Annotated in this window: 10 protein-coding genes; 7 read left to right on the top strand and 3 right to left on the bottom strand. The window is 71.0% G+C overall.

The features are described from left to right. Nucleotides 1–4: 4 nt before the first annotated feature. The 3 genes from ABZ267_RS04070 to ABZ267_RS04080 all read right to left on the bottom strand — a co-directional run bounded on the left by ABZ267_RS04070 (nucleotide 5) and on the right by ABZ267_RS04080 (nucleotide 2,670). On the bottom strand, nucleotides 5–322 hold the full coding sequence (locus ABZ267_RS04070; protein ID WP_356748256.1) for a DUF6191 domain-containing protein: 318 nt from the start codon (nucleotides 320–322) through the stop codon (nucleotides 5–7). Between the two features lie 50 nt (nucleotides 323–372). Beyond that, nucleotides 373–1,584 (bottom strand): PQQ-dependent sugar dehydrogenase, encoded by a 1,212-nt coding sequence (locus ABZ267_RS04075; protein WP_356748258.1) that lies wholly within the window; start codon nucleotides 1,582–1,584, stop codon nucleotides 373–375. Between the two features lie 129 nt (nucleotides 1,585–1,713). Further along, nucleotides 1,714–2,670, bottom strand: a complete 957-nt coding sequence (locus tag ABZ267_RS04080) for an aldo/keto reductase (RefSeq protein WP_356748377.1) — start codon at nucleotides 2,668–2,670, stop codon at nucleotides 1,714–1,716. A 163-nt stretch (nucleotides 2,671–2,833) separates the two neighbouring features. Here ABZ267_RS04080 and ABZ267_RS04085 point away from each other — a divergent pair, with 163 nt between their 5' ends. From ABZ267_RS04085 to ABZ267_RS04115, 7 genes are all read left to right on the top strand, one after another. Then, nucleotides 2,834–3,796, top strand: a complete 963-nt coding sequence (locus tag ABZ267_RS04085; RefSeq protein ID WP_356748260.1) for a 2-hydroxyacid dehydrogenase — start codon at nucleotides 2,834–2,836, stop codon at nucleotides 3,794–3,796. Nucleotides 3,797–4,131: 335 nt separating this feature from the next. Next, nucleotides 4,132–6,951: an EAL domain-containing protein gene (locus ABZ267_RS04090; protein ID WP_356748262.1), complete on the top strand. Its 2,820-nt coding sequence runs from the start codon at nucleotides 4,132–4,134 to the stop codon at nucleotides 6,949–6,951. Between the two features lie 218 nt (nucleotides 6,952–7,169). After that, nucleotides 7,170–9,026 (top strand): acetolactate synthase large subunit, encoded by a 1,857-nt coding sequence (locus ABZ267_RS04095; RefSeq protein ID WP_356748264.1) that lies wholly within the window; start codon nucleotides 7,170–7,172, stop codon nucleotides 9,024–9,026. Nucleotides 9,027–9,049: 23 nt separating this feature from the next. After that, nucleotides 9,050–9,577, top strand: a complete 528-nt coding sequence (gene ilvN, locus ABZ267_RS04100; protein ID WP_003966072.1) for an acetolactate synthase small subunit — start codon at nucleotides 9,050–9,052, stop codon at nucleotides 9,575–9,577. Nucleotides 9,578–9,686: 109 nt separating this feature from the next. Beyond that, nucleotides 9,687–10,688 carry a ketol-acid reductoisomerase gene (gene ilvC, locus ABZ267_RS04105; protein WP_030573364.1) on the top strand — a complete coding sequence of 334 codons (1,002 nt, stop codon included), beginning with the start codon at nucleotides 9,687–9,689 and terminating at the stop codon, nucleotides 10,686–10,688. A 285-nt stretch (nucleotides 10,689–10,973) separates the two neighbouring features. Further along, a complete protein-coding gene (serA, locus tag ABZ267_RS04110) occupies nucleotides 10,974–12,566 on the top strand; it encodes a phosphoglycerate dehydrogenase (RefSeq protein ID WP_356748266.1) in 1,593 nt (530 codons plus the stop codon). Nucleotides 12,567–12,754: 188 nt separating this feature from the next. Next, nucleotides 12,755–15,340 carry a Tox-REase-5 domain-containing protein gene (locus ABZ267_RS04115; RefSeq protein WP_356748268.1) on the top strand — a complete coding sequence of 862 codons (2,586 nt, stop codon included), beginning with the start codon at nucleotides 12,755–12,757 and terminating at the stop codon, nucleotides 15,338–15,340. The last annotated feature ends 2 nt before the right edge of the window (nucleotides 15,341–15,342 follow it).

Raw genomic sequence — 15,342 nt, forward strand, 5'->3', positions numbered from 1 at the left:
ACCGTCAGCGCTCGGGCGGCCCGTCGTGGCCGTCGTCCCCGGCGCCCCGGGCCTCGCGGCCGCGCGCCGGCTCCGTGACGAGGCGGGTGCGCGGGGCGAGCACGGCGTCCTGCTCCAAGGGCGCCTCTCGCATGTGGCCCGGCCCGTCCGGGACCGGCTCCGCCTCCGGGGCGCGGACCGTCACCTTGCCGGACGTGAGGTCTATCGGGCCGCGGGCCGGGTCGCCGGCCACCACGTCCACCCGGCTCAGCTCCAGCCGCTTCCGCTCGTCGTCGGTGTGCTTGCGGCCCGGCGCGAAGAGCTCCTCGAAGAAATTGAACACGGTCGTGCTCCCTCCGGCATGGTGCGCGGCTGGTGGATACGGGTGTCCGCCTACTCCACTTCGACCAGCAGGATCCTGTCGTCTCCCGGCTTCGGCTCTCCCCGGCCGTCCGTATTGCTGGTGACCAGCCAGAGCCGGTCGCCGCCCGCGCTCACCACGGTGCGCAGCCGGCCGTGCTTCTCCTCCAGGAACGCCTGGGGATCCGCCAAAGGTTCCTTCGCCTGGTCGCCGGAGAGCGGGATCCGCCAGAGCCGCTCGCCGCGCAGCCCGGCCATCCAGATCGAGCCCTCCGCGTACGCGATACCGCTGGGCGAGGCCTCGGAGGTCTTCCACTGGGCCACCGGGTCGATGAACCCGTCCTCGCCCTCCTGGCCCTCCACCTCGGGCCACCCGTAGTTGCCGCCGGGCTCGACCAGGTTCAGCTCGTCCCAGGTGTTCTGGCCGAACTCGGCCGCCCACAGCCGCTTCCGCGCGTCCCAGGCGAGCCCCTGCACATTGCGGTGCCCGTACGAATACACCACCGAGTCCGCCTCCGGGTTGCCGTGCACCGGCTCCCCGTCCGGGGTCATCCGCAGGATCTTGCCCGCGAGCGACTCCTTGTCCTGCGCCAGCCCGGTGTCCCCGGTCTCGCCGGTGCCCGCGTACAGCATCTTGTCCGGGCCGAACGCGATCCGGCCGCCGTTGTGGATGTTGCCCTTGGGGATGCCGCGCAGGACGGTGTCCGGTGCGCCGAGCTGCTGTCCGGCCGGACGCTTCTCGTCGTAACTCATGCGGACGATCCGGTTGTCGGAGGTGGTGGTGAAGTAGGCGTACACCCAGCCGTCCGCCGCGAACGTCGAGGAGACCGCGAGGCCCAGCAGGCCGCCCTCGCCCGCCGGCGAGACGCCGGGGACCGAGCCGAGCAGCGTCTGCTTGCCGCTCTCGCCGTCGATCCGGTGGACCGTCCCCTCGTCGCGCGAGGCGACCAGCAGGTCACCGCCCGGCAGCGCGGTCAGGCCCCACGGCGACTTCAGCTCCTCGGTCAGCGTCGAGACGACCTTCGCCGAGCCCTTGGCGGGCGGCAGGTCGGCCGACGCGTCCGGCGACGGCGAGCCGGAGCTCGGTGAGGCGGCGGTCGGCGAGGCGGCTCCCGTACCGGACGAGCCCTCCTCGCCGCCCGCGGAGCACGCGGCGGACAGGACCAGCGAGGCCGTCGCCAGCGCGGCCACCACCCCCCTGCGTACCGCGGGGGACTGACCTGACCCGAACACAGCACCGCGCACTGGACCGATCCTTTCGACGGCTGCCTGAACTCTCTGCCCGTACTGCCTGCTACCTGTTCCTACACCGCGACCGCGCCAGGAGTTCCCGGCGCGGTCCATTGTCCCGCTATCTCCCGCCCGGCGCCCCGCTCAGTCCCAGGACCCGCGCGCCCGGGGCAGACCGGCGATCTCCGCCAGGTCCGCCGCGTCCAGCTCCACCTCCGCCGCCTCCGCGTTCTCCACCGCCCACCGCTCCCGCTTCGTCCCCGGCACCGCCACCACGTGCGGTCCCTGCCGCAGCACCCACGCCAGCGCCACCTGGGCCACGCTCGCGCCGCGCCGCTCCGCGATCCGCCGCAGCCCGGCCACCACCGGCTGGTTCGCCGCCATCATCTCGGCGGTGAACCGAGGATGCCGGGCCCGCAGGTCCTCCGGCTCGAAACCCTGGCCCGGCTTGAGCGTCCCGGTCAGATAGCCGCTGCCGAGCGGCATCGCGGCGAGTACCCCGACCCCGCGCGCCGCACACCACGGCAGCAGCTCCTCCAGCGCCTCCGGCGACCACACCGACAGCTCCGCCTCGACCGCGCTGACCGGGAAGACCTGCTGGATCCGCTCCAACTGCCGGATCGTTCCCGCATGCGGCCCGGCGCCCGACCTGCGCGGCGCGCGCGCTCCCACCGCGCACAGCCCCAGCGAACGGACCTTGCCCGCCGTCACCAGCTCCGCCATCGCGCCCCAGGTCTCCTCCACCGGCACCTCCGGATCGGCCCGGTGCAGCTGGTAGAGGTCGATCACATCGGTCTGCAGGCGCCGCAGCGAGGCGTCGCAGGCCCGTCGTACGTAACCGGGGCGGCCGTTGGCGACGATGTGCTGATCACCCACCAGGAGACCGCACTTGGTGGAGAGGAACGCCTCCGACCGCCGTCCCCTGAGTGCTCGGCCGACCAGCAGCTCGTTGGTGAACGGCCCGTACATGTCCGCGGTGTCGAGCAGCCGGACCCCCGCGTCGAGCGCCGCGTGCACCGTACGTACCGAGCGGTCACCGAGCTGCTGCGATGCGCTGTAACCCCAGCTCATCGGCATACAGCCCAGACCGACCGCTCCCACGGCAAGCCCCGACGCCCCGATCGTCCTGCGCTCCAACTCCCCGCACCCCTCTCGTTCCCGCGGTCACGGGGCCGTACCGCACCCCAAACTAACCTCTGACCCGGCCGCGACTTCGATCAGCCGTCCTGGAGCACTCGCACACCCGTCGCATAGCCTCCTGACCATGACTGCGACGACTGCCGGCGTGACGACCGCCGACGTATGGCTGCCCTTCCCGGCCGAGGAGATCGACGGGCTCCCCGAAGGCCTCAACTACCTGTTCTGGGACGGCGGCCCGGAGTATCCCGGCGATCCCGCGCACTGTGTGTACTACGTGGTCCCCTATATGAAGGGCTCCGAGATCGCCGTACGGCCGATGGGCGCGATGAGCGGCGTCCAGGTGGTCCAGACGCTCTCCGCCGGCATCGACCACGTGGAGCCCGGACTCGGCCTGCTGCGCGCCGGCGTACGCCTCTGCAACGCCAAAGGGGTCCACGAGGCGTCAACGGCCGAGCTGACGCTCACCCTGATCCTCGCCTCGCTGCGCGACATCCCCGGCTTCGTCCACGGCCAGGACAACGAGGAGTGGCGGTCCGGGTTCTATCCGGCGCTCGCCGACAAGTCCGTCCTCATCGTCGGATACGGCTCCATCGGCGCGGCCATCGAGGACCGGCTCGCGCCCTTCGAGTGCGCGCGGGTCGCACGCGTCGCGCGCTCCGCGCGGACCACCGAGCGCGGTCCCGTACACACGCTCGACGACCTTCCGGACCTGCTGCCAGCCGCCGATGTCGTCGTGCTCTCCACCCCGTTGAACCCCTCCACCCAAGGACTGGTGGACGCCGAGTTCCTCGCCGCGATGCCGGACGGCGCCCTTCTCGTCAACGTCGCTCGCGGTGGAGTCGTGGACACCAAGGCCCTGTTGACCGAACTGGAATCCGGACGGCTGCGCGCCGCACTCGATGTCACCGACCCGGAACCGCTGCCCTCCGGCCATCCTCTCTGGCATGCTCCGAATGTCTTGATCACGCCTCATGTCGGCGGCAGCACCTCGGCGTTCGAACCGCGCGCCAAGCGGCTGCTGGCCGCACAGCTCACCCGGTTCGCCGCCGGAGAGCCATTGGTGAACGTCGTCAGCACCACCGGCTGAGGCGCCCCGGACGGCCTGGAGCGGTCACGCCGAGGCGTGTTCCGCATGCGCACAGTGCCGCCCACCTCGCATTTCGTCACGGAGCGTAGAGGAGCTATGGCCCTGAGTGACGAGCCTGGTGTATCGTCCGGACCGGAGGGCTGCGCCGTGGCAGGGGCGGCGCGGGGGGAGCATCGGAACGCGAGGGGGCGACGGGCGATGTGCTGGCCATGGAGAGACGATCCGAGGCGGCAGAACGGAGTGCTGCGGCCATCGGCGCTGCCCGGACACGGCGCCCGCAGGTGGCCGGATTCCACCCCGGGCCGGGGACCGGGGCCGGGACGGGGAGCCCTCCGGTGAGCGTGCTGGGGACCTGGCTCTCGCCGCGGATCGCCGCCGGCTCCACGGGGCTGCGGGCCCGGATCCTGCTCGGCACGGTCTGCGCCGGATACTCGGTCGGAGCGGCCGTCGGCTGGGGCTCACCGGAACTGGCCCGCTTCATGGGCGACTTCGGTCTCGCCGCGGCGGCGCTGATCGCCGCCGTCTCCTGCTTCCTCTACGCCCGGGTGAGCGCCGGACGGCTGCGGCCCGCCTGGCTGCTCTTCTCGCTCTCCTCCCTCATGGCGGCCTGCGGCAACGCCGTCTGGGGGTGGTACGAGGTGGTGCTCGGCGTCCCCGTGCCCACGCCGTCGGCCGCCGACGGCTTCTTCCTCTGCTTCGCGCCGCCCGCCATCGTCGGCCTGCTCGTCCTCGCCAAACGGCCCGTCACGCGGGCCGGCTGGGTCTGTCTGGCCCTGGACGCCTGGCTGATCGGCGGATCCCTGCTGACCCTCGCCTGGAGCCTCGCCCTCGCGCACGCCGCGCACATGGCGGGCGTCCAGGACGCCAGTGTGGGCCCGGCGGCGCTCTCGCTGGCCTATCCGCTGCTGGACATCGTCCTGGTCTCCATGGTGCTCGCCCTGCACTTCCGCCGCTCCGGCGCCAACCGCTCCGCGGTCAACACCGCGATCGCCGCTCTGGCGTTGACCGTCCTGTGCGACGCGGTCTTCACCTCGCCGCTGCTGCGCTCCACGTACCACTCGGGCCAGTTGCTGGACGCCGGCTGGTTCGCCGGCTCGCTGCTCCTCGCCTATGCGCCCTGGGGCGTACGGAGCCGGGCGAGCGGCACCGACCGTCCGGGGCCGCCGCGCGCCATGAGCCGCCCGATCGCCGGGTCGCTGGCCGCGCTGACCCCGTATCTCGCCGCCGCCGTCTGCACGCTGGGCATCCTGTACAACGTGGTCGAGGGCCGCCGGGTGGACCGGGTGGTCATCTTCACCGGCTGCACGGTCGTCCTCGCGCTGGTCGTCCGGCAAGGGATCATGCTGCTGGACAACATCTCCCTCACCCAGGAGCTGGCCCAGAAGGAGAACCACTTCCGCTCCCTGGTCCAGGGCTCCAGCGACGTCATCATGATCGCCGCCCCGAGCGGCACCCTGCGCTACGTCAGCCCCGCCGCCGCCGGCGTCTACGGGCGCGACGCGGAGGACCTCGTCGGCGCCGAGCTCTCCTCGATCATCCATCCCGACGATCTCGGCCGGGTCGTCCACGAGGTGCGGCGCTTCCTCGCCGCACCACCGCACGAGGAGCCCACCACCCGCATCGAGTGCCGGTTCCGCTCCGGCGCCGGCGACTGGCTCCACGCCGAGTCCACCGTCAACCGGCACCAGGGCGGGCTCCTGCTGAACAGCCGGGACGTCACCGAACGGGTCAGGTTGCAGGCCCAGTTGCAGCACAACGCCGAGCACGACCCGCTCACCGACCTGCCCAACCGGGCCCTGTTCACCTCACGGGTCCGCCAGGCGCTCACCGGCCGCCGCGCCGGAGACGCCGGCACCGCCGTGCTCTTCATCGACCTCGACGGCTTCAAGGCGGTCAACGACACCATCGGCCACCAGGCCGGTGACGAGCTGCTCATCCAGGCCGCCCGCCGCCTCCAGGAGTCGGTCCGGGCCGGCGACACCGCGGCCCGCCTCGGCGGCGACGAGTTCGCCGCGCTCATCATGGGCGACGGCACCCGCGACCAGGGCGCCCGGGAGTACCAGGTCCACGAGATCGCCGACCGCCTCCGCCTCACCCTCTCCCAGCCGTACCGGATCGGCGCCAGCGAGGTCCGGGTGGCCGCCTCCATCGGTGTCGCCTTCGCCGAACCCGGCATCACCCCCACCGACCTCATGCGCAACGCGGACCTCGCGATGTACCGCGCCAAGGCCGGCGGCAAGGACCGGGTCGAGCTGTACGCCCCGCAGATGCAGGCCGACGTCGTACGCCGCTCCGAGCTGGCCACCCGGCTGCGCACCGCCCTGCGCGAAGGCGAGTTCGCTCTGCTGCACCAGCCCGTCGTCCACCTGGCCAGCGGCTCGGTGGCCGCCGTCGCCGCGCAGGCCCGCTGGCGCTCCGCGCAAGGCATCCTCTTCACTCCGGCCGAGTTCCTCCGGGTCACCGGCGACGACGACCGCACCGCCGAGCTCGGCCGCTGGCTCCTGGAGGAGGCTGTCAAACAGGCCGCCGACCGGGCCAGGTCCGGACACCCGGTCGCCGTCTCCGTACGCCTCTCCGCCACCCGGCTGCTCGACAAGGCCCTGCCCTTCGGCTCCATCGAGGCGCTGCTGACCCGCCACGGGCTGCCCTCCGGAGCCCTGATGATCGAGGTCGCCGACAGCGACCCACGGATCTCCTTCGACGAGCTGGAGCAGCGCCTCGTCGCTCTGCGCCGCCTCGGTGTCCGGATCGCGCTGGACGGCTTCGGCAGCGGCTTCGCCGCCATCAACGCGCTCCGCCGCCTCCCCATCGACGTACTGAAACTCGACCGCAACCTGGTGGAGGGCGTGGTGGAGTCGGCCAGGCTGCACAAGATCACCAGCGGGCTGCTCCGGATCGCCTGTGACCTCGGTCTCCAGTCCGTGGCCGACGGCGTCGACGTCCCCGAACAGGTCCTCGCGCTGCGCGCCATGGGCTGCACCCACGGCCAGGGAATGGCCTTCTCCGGGCCGCTCGACGAGTACCGGCTGCGCCGCGCCCTGGTGCGTGGCCAATTCCCCGTGCCAGGCGTCCCCGGCCCTCGTACGGTGATGGCGGGAGGCTCGATCCCACTGCTCACCGGATCACATGCTGAGACGCCCGTCCCACCCACTTGACACGTCATGCGTGCCGGAGAGAGGGTCAATGCCATGCGCACCCGAATTCTCGTACTTGGAAAGCGCGTCGGCTGAAGCAGAGTCAATCCACGACACTCTGCGGACCGCACCCGGCGCGCTCCCCTCGCTTGCCTCACGGCACGAGGGGTTTTTTGTTGCACTGACACCTCTCAAAACGCTGCAAAACACCCGCGAAAACCCTCAGCTTCGAGAAGAGAATGCCGATGACCGAGCAGGCCACCGGGGCCCACCACCCGCAGCCGCGCGCCCGTACCGGCGGACAGCCGTCCGCCACCGTTGAGCACGTCACGGGCGCGCAGTCCCTCATCCGTTCTCTCGAGGAAGTCGGCGCCGACACCGTGTTCGGCATCCCCGGCGGCTGCATCCTCCCCGCCTACGACCCGATGATGGACTCCACCAAGGTCCGTCACGTCCTGGTCCGCCACGAGCAGGGCGCGGGCCACGCCGCCACCGGTTACGCGCAGGCCACCGGCAAGGTCGGCGTCTGCATGGCCACCTCGGGCCCCGGCGCCACCAACCTGGTCACCCCGATCGCCGACGCGCACATGGACTCCGTGCCGCTCGTCGCCATCACCGGCCAGGTCGCCTCCAAGGCCATCGGCACCGACGCCTTCCAGGAAGCCGACATCTGCGGCATCACGATGCCGATCACCAAGCACAACTTCCTGGTCACCCGCGCCGACGACATCGCGCACACCATCGCCGAGGCCTTCCACATCGCTTCCACCGGCCGCCCGGGCCCGGTCCTCGTCGACATCGCCAAGGACGCCCTCCAGGCGCAGACCACCTTCAGCTGGCCGCCCGCCCAGGACCTGCCCGGCTACCGGCCCGTCACCAAGCCGCACGCCAAGCAGATCCGCGAAGCCGCCAAGCTGATCACCCAGGCCAAGCGCCCCGTGCTCTACGTCGGAGGCGGCGTCATCAAGGCCGGTGCCACCGCCGAGCTGAAGGTCCTCGCGGAGCTGACCGGAGCGCCCGTCACCACCACCCTGATGGCGCTCGGCGCCTTCCCCGACACCCACCCGCTGCACGTGGGCATGCCGGGCATGCACGGAGCGGTCACCGCCGTCACCGCGCTGCAGAAGGCCGACCTGATCGTCGCACTCGGAGCCCGCTTCGACGACCGCGTCACCGGCAAGCTGGACAGCTTCGCCCCGTACGCCAAGATCGTCCACGCCGACATCGACCCGGCCGAGATCGGCAAGAACCGCACCGCCGACGTGCCCATCGTCGGCGACGCCCGCGAGGTCCTGGCCGACCTGGTCCAGGCCGTCCAGGCCGAGCACACCGACGGCAACACCGGCGACTACACCGCCTGGTGGAAGGACCTCAACCGCTGGCGCGACACCTATCCGCTCGGCTACGACCTGCCCGACGACGGCAGTCTCTCGCCGCAGCAGGTCATCCAGCGCATCGGCAAGCTGGCCCCCGAAGGCACGATCTTCACGGCCGGCGTCGGCCAGCACCAGATGTGGGCCGCCCACTACATCGACTACGACCAGCCCGCCACCTGGCTCAACAGCGGCGGCGCCGGGACGATGGGCTACGCGGTCCCGGCCGCGATGGGCGCCAAGGCCGGCGCACCCGACCGCACGGTCTGGGCCATCGACGGCGACGGCTGCTTCCAGATGACCAACCAGGAACTGGCCACCTGCGCGCTCAACAACATCCCGATCAAGGTGGCCGTCATCAACAACGGCGCTCTCGGGATGGTCCGCCAGTGGCAGACCCTCTTCTACAACCAGCGCTACTCCAACACCGTGCTGCACTCCGGCGCGGACACGGACGGCAACGCCGCCAAGGGCACCCGTGTCCCGGACTTCGTCAAGCTGTCCGAGGCCATGGGCTGCTACGCCATCCGCTGCGAGGACCCGGCCGACCTGGACAAGGTCATCGAAGAGGCCAACTCCATCAACGACCGCCCCGTCGTGATCGACTTCATCGTCCACGAGGACGCCATGGTCTGGCCGATGGTCGCCGCCGGCACCTCCAACGACGAGGTCCAGGCCGCACGCGGCGTCCGCCCCGACTTCGGCGACAACGAAGACGACTGAGAGACAGAGAGAGAACGACTCCCATGTCCGAAAAGCACACGCTCTCCGTCCTGGTCGAGAACAAGCCCGGTGTCCTCGCCCGGATCACCGCCCTGTTCTCCCGACGCGGCTTCAACATCGACTCGCTCGCCGTCGGTACCACCGAACACCCCGACATCTCCCGCATCACCATCGTCGTGAATGTCGAGGGCCTGCCGCTGGAGCAGGTGACCAAGCAGCTCAACAAGCTGGTCAACGTCCTGAAGATCGTCGAACTCGAGCCCGCCGCCGCGATCCAGCGGGAGCTCGTCCTGGTGAAGGTCCGGGCCGACAGCGAGACCCGCTCCCAGATCGTCGAGATCGTCCAGCTGTTCCGCGCCAAGACCGTCGACGTGTCCCCGGAGGCCGTCACGATCGAGGCGACCGGAGGGGCCGACAAGCTGGAGGCGATGCTCAAGATGCTGGAGCAGTACGGCATCAAGGAGCTCGTCCAGTCCGGCACCATCGCCATAGGGCGTGGCGCGCGCTCCATCACCGACCGCTCGCTGCGCGCCCTCGACCGCTCCGCCTGACCGGCGGCCGGGCGGCGCCCGCGCCGCTCGCATGGCGAGACCCGATCACGTACACGACGCCCCCGCCGTACGGTGGGACGCAACACCTGCACACCAAGGAGAAGACCCAGTGGCCGAGCTGTTCTACGACGACGATGCCGACCTGTCCATCATCCAGGGCCGCAAGGTCGCGGTTCTCGGTTACGGCAGCCAGGGCCACGCCCACGCGCTGTCGCTCCGCGACTCCGGCGTCGACGTCCGCGTCGGTCTGCACGAGGGCTCGAAGTCCAAGGCCAAGGCCGAGGAGCAGGGCCTGCGCGTGGTGACCCCGTCCGAGGCCGCCGCCGAGGCCGACGTCATCATGATCCTCGTCCCGGACCCGATCCAGGCCCAGGTCTACGAGGAGTCCGTCAAGGACAACCTCAAGGACGGCGACGCGCTGTTCTTCGGCCACGGCCTGAACATCCGCTTCGGCTTCATCAAGCCGCCGGCCAACGTCGACGTGTGCATGGTCGCGCCGAAGGGCCCCGGCCACCTGGTCCGCCGCCAGTACGAGGAGGGCCGCGGCGTCCCGTGCATCGTGGCCGTCGAGCAGGACGCCTCGGGCAAGGGCCTGGAGCTGGCCCTGTCGTACGCCAAGGGCATCGGCGGCACGCGCGCCGGCGTCATCAAGACCACCTTCACCGAGGAGACCGAGACCGACCTCTTCGGTGAGCAGGCCGTCCTCTGCGGTGGCACCGCCGCGCTGGTCAAGGCCGGTTTCGAGACGCTGACCGAGGCGGGCTACCAGCCGGAGATCGCGTACTTCGAGTGCCTGCACGAGCTGAAGCTCATCGTCGACCTCATGTACGAGGGCGGCCTGGAGAAGATGCGCTGGTCCATCTCGGAGACCGCCGAGTGGGGCGACTACGTCACCGGCCCGCGGATCATCACCGACGCCACCAAGGCCGAGATGAAGAAGGTCCTCACCGAGATCCAGGACGGCACCTTCGCCAACGCCTGGATGGCCGAGTACCACAACGGTCTGCCCAAGTACAACGAGTACAAGAAGGCCGACAGCGACCACCTGCTGGAGACCACCGGCCGTGAGCTGCGCAAGCTCATGAGCTGGGTGAACGACGAAGAGGCGTAAGTCTCGGGGGAGCGGGGCGGGTCCGGCAGGGCCCGCCCCGCTCCGCACCACCGGAAGACCGCCGGAAGGTCACCGGAACGGGTCGTTCCGCACGGCTGTACACCGTGTCCACCCTCGTGCGGGTGATCCTTCCACCGGGGCGCAGCCAACGGGCCTCCGCACCACTACACTTCTCAACACATACGCGTCAGGGCCCACAGTGTCGTGCGTCTACCACGCGGCTAGCCCCTCCACCGCCTGCGGCCGTCGGGACGGCCGTCCGGCACTGGACTTGTGAGGACTCACGTGAGCTCGAAACCTGTCGTACTCATCGCTGAAGAGCTGTCGCCCGCCACGGTGGACGCTCTGGGTCCGGATTTCGAGATCCGGCACTGCAACGGCGCTGACCGCACCGAACTCCTCCCGGCGATCGCCGACGTCGACGCCATCCTGGTGCGTTCCGCCACCAAGGTCGACGCCGAGGCGATCGCCGCCGCGAAGAAGCTCCGCGTGGTGGCCCGCGCGGGTGTCGGTCTGGACAACGTCGACGTCTCCTCGGCCACCAAGGCCGGCGTGATGGTCGTCAACGCCCCGACCTCCAACATCGTCACCGCCGCCGAGCTGGCCTGCGGTCTGCTGGTCGCCACCGCGCGCAACATCCCGCAGGCCAACACCGCCCTCAAGAACGGCGAGTGGAAGCGATCCAAGTACACCGGGGTCGAGCTCAGCGAGAAGGTCCTCGGCGTCGTCGGCCTCGGCCGCATCGGTGTCCTGGTCGCGCAGCGCATGTCGGCCTTCGGCATGAAGATCGTCGCGTACGACCCCTACGTCCAGCCGGCCCGCGCCGCGCAGATGGGCGTCAAGCTCCTCAGCCTGGACGAGCTCCTGGAGATCGCCGACTTCATCACCGTGCACCTGCCGAAGACCCCCGAGACCCTCGGTCTCATCGGGGACGAGGCGCTGCACAAGGTGAAGCCGTCGGTCCGTATCGTCAACGCCGCGCGCGGCGGGATCGTCGACGAGGAGGCGCTGTACTCCGCACTCAAGGAGGGCCGCGTCGCCGGTGCCGGCCTGGACGTGTACGCCAAGGAGCCCTGCACGGACTCGCCGCTCTTCCAGTTCGACCAGGTCGTCTGCACTCCGCACCTCGGCGCCTCCACCGACGAGGCCCAGGAGAAGGCGGGCATCGCGGTCGCCAAGTCGGTGCGCCTCGCGCTCGCCGGTGAGCTGGTCCCGGACGCGGTGAACGTCCAGGGTGGCGTGATCGCCGAGGACGTACGTCCCGGCCTGCCGCTCGCCGAGAAGCTCGGCCGGATCTTCACGGCGCTCGCGGGCGAGGTCGCGGCCCGGCTCGACGTCGAGGTGTACGGCGAGATCACCCAGCACGACGTCAAGGTGCTGGAGCTCTCGGCGCTCAAGGGCGTCTTCGAGGACGTCGTCGACGAGACCGTGTCCTACGTCAACGCTCCGCTCTTCGCTCAGGAGCGCGGTGTCGAGGTCCGCCTCACCACCAGCTCCGAGTCGCCCGACCACCGCAATGTGGTCACCGTGCGCGGCACGCTCTCCAGCGGCGAGGAGGTCGCGGTCTCCGGCACGCTGGCCGGCCCGAAGCACCTCCAGAAGATCGTGGCCATCGGCGAGCACGACGTGGACCTGGCGCTCGCCGACCACATGGTCGTCCTGCGCTACCAGGACCGTCCCGGTGTGGTCGGCGCGGTCGGCAAGATCCTCGGCGAGGCCGGTCTGAACATCGCCGGCATGCAGGTCTCGCGGGCGGCGGAGGGCGGCGAGGCCCTGGTCGTCCTCACCGTCGACGAGACCGTCCCGCAGACGGTGCTCGGCGAGATCGCCGACGAGATCGGCGCCTCCTCGGCCCGCTCGGTGAACCTCACCGACTGACACAGACGCACAACCCCGGCTGCCGGGCGCCTCTCCACCGAGGGGCGCCCGGCAGCCGCTTGCGTTCGCGGACCAACGCGCCTCTATGGGCCCCGGGTTGGGTCCTGGGGCCCACGACGGGCGAGGCGGCCCGACCCTAGGGTGACCGGTTGTCATGTCACTCATGGGCATCGGGGGTCGGATCACGTATGTCTGCTGTCGGTGGCATACCCGTAGCGGGAGGCCCGGCTCCGGCCGCCGCCCCGCACCGTGACCTCCCGGGCCCGCTCGTCGTGGTACGGGTGCTGCTCCTCGTCCTGCTCGGCGCGACGGCCCTCGGCGCGATCGGCCTCTCCGGCTCCGCGCTCGCCGCCGACGCCATGGGCGCGCAGGTGCTCGGGATCCTGCTGTACGCCTCCGCGCCCGGCGTGCTCTGCGCGCTGCTGGCCTGGCACCTGCGGACGGGCGGCAGGCGGGTGCGGTGGGGGATCGTCGCCGTCCAGGTCTGGCTGATCATCGGCGGCCTCGGCAACCTGGCGGACGGCTCACCGGACGGGCTCACGCAGCTGGTGCTGCCTGTGGTGATCCTGGTGCTGCTGAGCCGGCCGGAGAGCCGGGCGTGGTTCCTGCTGCCGGCCCGGGAGCGTGGGGAGCCGCCGAGGTTCTCGCTCCCGTACATGATCACCTGGCGCCGGGACCGTGGGCAGTCCGCTCTGGAGTACCTGGGCCTGGTCCTGATCGTGGTCGCGCTGATCGCGGCGCTGACGGTGGGAGGCCTGGGCGGCCGGATCACGGAGGGGCTGCAGTCGGCGATCTGCTCGCTGACCGGCAGTTCGTGCCCGGTCTCGGGCGGCAGTGGCGAGGTGGAGGCGGGGGATTCGTCGGGCGGGACGGACGGAGGCTCGACGCAGGGTGGCGCGGACGGAGGCGCGTCCGGTGGTACGGACGGCGGTGGTACGGACGGCGGGTCTACGGTCACGGGCGGTACGGGATCCTCCGGCGGCGACGCGACGGGCGGTACGGGCGGGCCGGACGGAACAGGCGGTACGGACGGAACTGGCGGTACGGACGGGACCGGTGGTGCGGACGGGACCGGTGGTACGAGTGAGACCGGTGGTGCGGACGGAACAGGCGGTACGGACGGGGCCGGTGGTACGGACGGGACAGGCGGCACCGGAGGTGAGACCTCCGGATCCACCGAATCCTCCGGATCCACCGGATCCACCGGATCCACCTCAAGCGGCGGCACCGGAGGACCCGACGACGAGGGCCGACCCGGTACCGGCGAGGACACCTTCCCCGAGGACAACGAGGAGCCCGAGGCCGCCTACGACCTACCCGCCTCTGACGAAGGTGACGGCGAGAGTGGCGGCGGCGAGGAGGCCGGTGAGCAGGAGGACTGCGGCGGCTGGGGCTTCTTCGGCTGCGCCTGGGACCGTACGACGCAGGTCTTCAAGGGCCTGGTGGTCGACGGCATCTGGGGCGACATCTCCGGGATCATCGACCTGTTCAAGCCCGAGACCTGGGCCGGCCTCGCCGACTACGGACGCCAGCTCGGCGAGACGTGGACGAAGGACTCGCAGGGCGCGGGCGACAAGTGGAGCGACGGCGACTACCTGGGCGCGCTCTGGGACTGGGGCAAGGCCTCCGTCAACACCGTGGTCTCGGTCGGGGACGACGTGTTCGTCGGCGACGAGGTCCGCGAGCGCTGGAACAACGGCGAGAAGACCCGGGCCGTCACCGATGTGATCTGGAACATCGGATCGCTCTTCATTCCCGGCTACAACGTGGCCAAGGTGGTCGGCAAGGCCGGAAAGCTCGGCAAGGTCGGCAAGGTGGCCTCCGAGGTCGCGGACGCGGCGGGCGACGCCGGCGCGGCCGCTCGGCGGGCCCGGCAGGCGGCGGAGGCGGGCGACCTCGACGGTGTACGCAAGGCGGCGAAGGAAGCGGACGAGGCGGCCGACAGTGCGGAGGACGCGGCGCGCCGGACCGGATGTGCCATCGCCTCCGGGCCGCCGCTGGTGCGGTACGGAGGCGGCGGGACCGGTGGAGTTCCCGGCTCCGGTACGGGCGTGCTGGCGGGCGGCTCGGCGGGTCGGGTGGTCCTGGCCAACGGCGGCTGCGACGAGACGGCCAAGGCCGCGGCGGCGGAAGCCCGTAAGCAGGAACGCGCCGCGCACCTGGAGCAGAAGCGCTTGGAGGAGCCGGAGCGGGCGCGCAAGGCGCAGCTGGAGAAGAAGCAGCACCCGGAGCCGCAGCGCAACGACACCTCCGACCCGCGCAACTACAACCCGCCGTCCTGGGCCGACGACCTGACGAGCCGCACGCTCGGCGACGCGGACGCGGGCGACGGCTTCTGGGCGAGCCGGGACCGCAATCCCGCGCCCAACTGGAAGAACGAGTCCTGGCTCCGCTACCAGGAGCAGATCACGGGTACGAACCGCGGCCAGGAGTACGTCGTTCCGCATCCGCGCGAGGGCAAGCCGGCGGTGGAGTACGACGGCTGGGACTCCTCGCGGCAGACGTACCTGGAGGCCAAGAACGGCTACGACAGCTACCTCTCCCAGTCCGACCCGGGCAAGCTCAACCCGTCCGGCAGGGACAAGTTCGTGGCGGAGGCCCGCGCCCAGGTGGAGGCGGCCGGCGGCAAGCCCGTGGAGTGGCACTTCTCGAACCCGGAGGTCGCGAAGGCGGCCCGCGACGCGTTTCGGAGGGCGAGGTTGCCGATCAGGGTGGTTTCGACGCCGGTGAAACCGGGCGACAGTACGAGGAAGCCCGGAGCCTTCGACGAGTAGCC

This window comes from Streptomyces sp. NPDC006174 (assembly GCF_040614075.1).
Taxonomy (GTDB): Bacteria; Actinomycetota; Actinomycetes; order Streptomycetales; family Streptomycetaceae; genus Streptomyces.

Coding starts and splice junctions, on each gene's coding strand:
- ABZ267_RS04085 (WP_356748260.1), top strand. CDS start 2,834: ATGACTGCGACGACTGCCGGCGTGACGACCGCCGACGTATGGCTGCCC.
- ABZ267_RS04095 (WP_356748264.1), top strand. CDS start 7,170: ATGCCGATGACCGAGCAGGCCACCGGGGCCCACCACCCGCAGCCGCGC.
- ilvN (WP_003966072.1), top strand. CDS start 9,050: ATGTCCGAAAAGCACACGCTCTCCGTCCTGGTCGAGAACAAGCCCGGT.
- ABZ267_RS04115 (WP_356748268.1), top strand. CDS start 12,755: ATGTCTGCTGTCGGTGGCATACCCGTAGCGGGAGGCCCGGCTCCGGCC.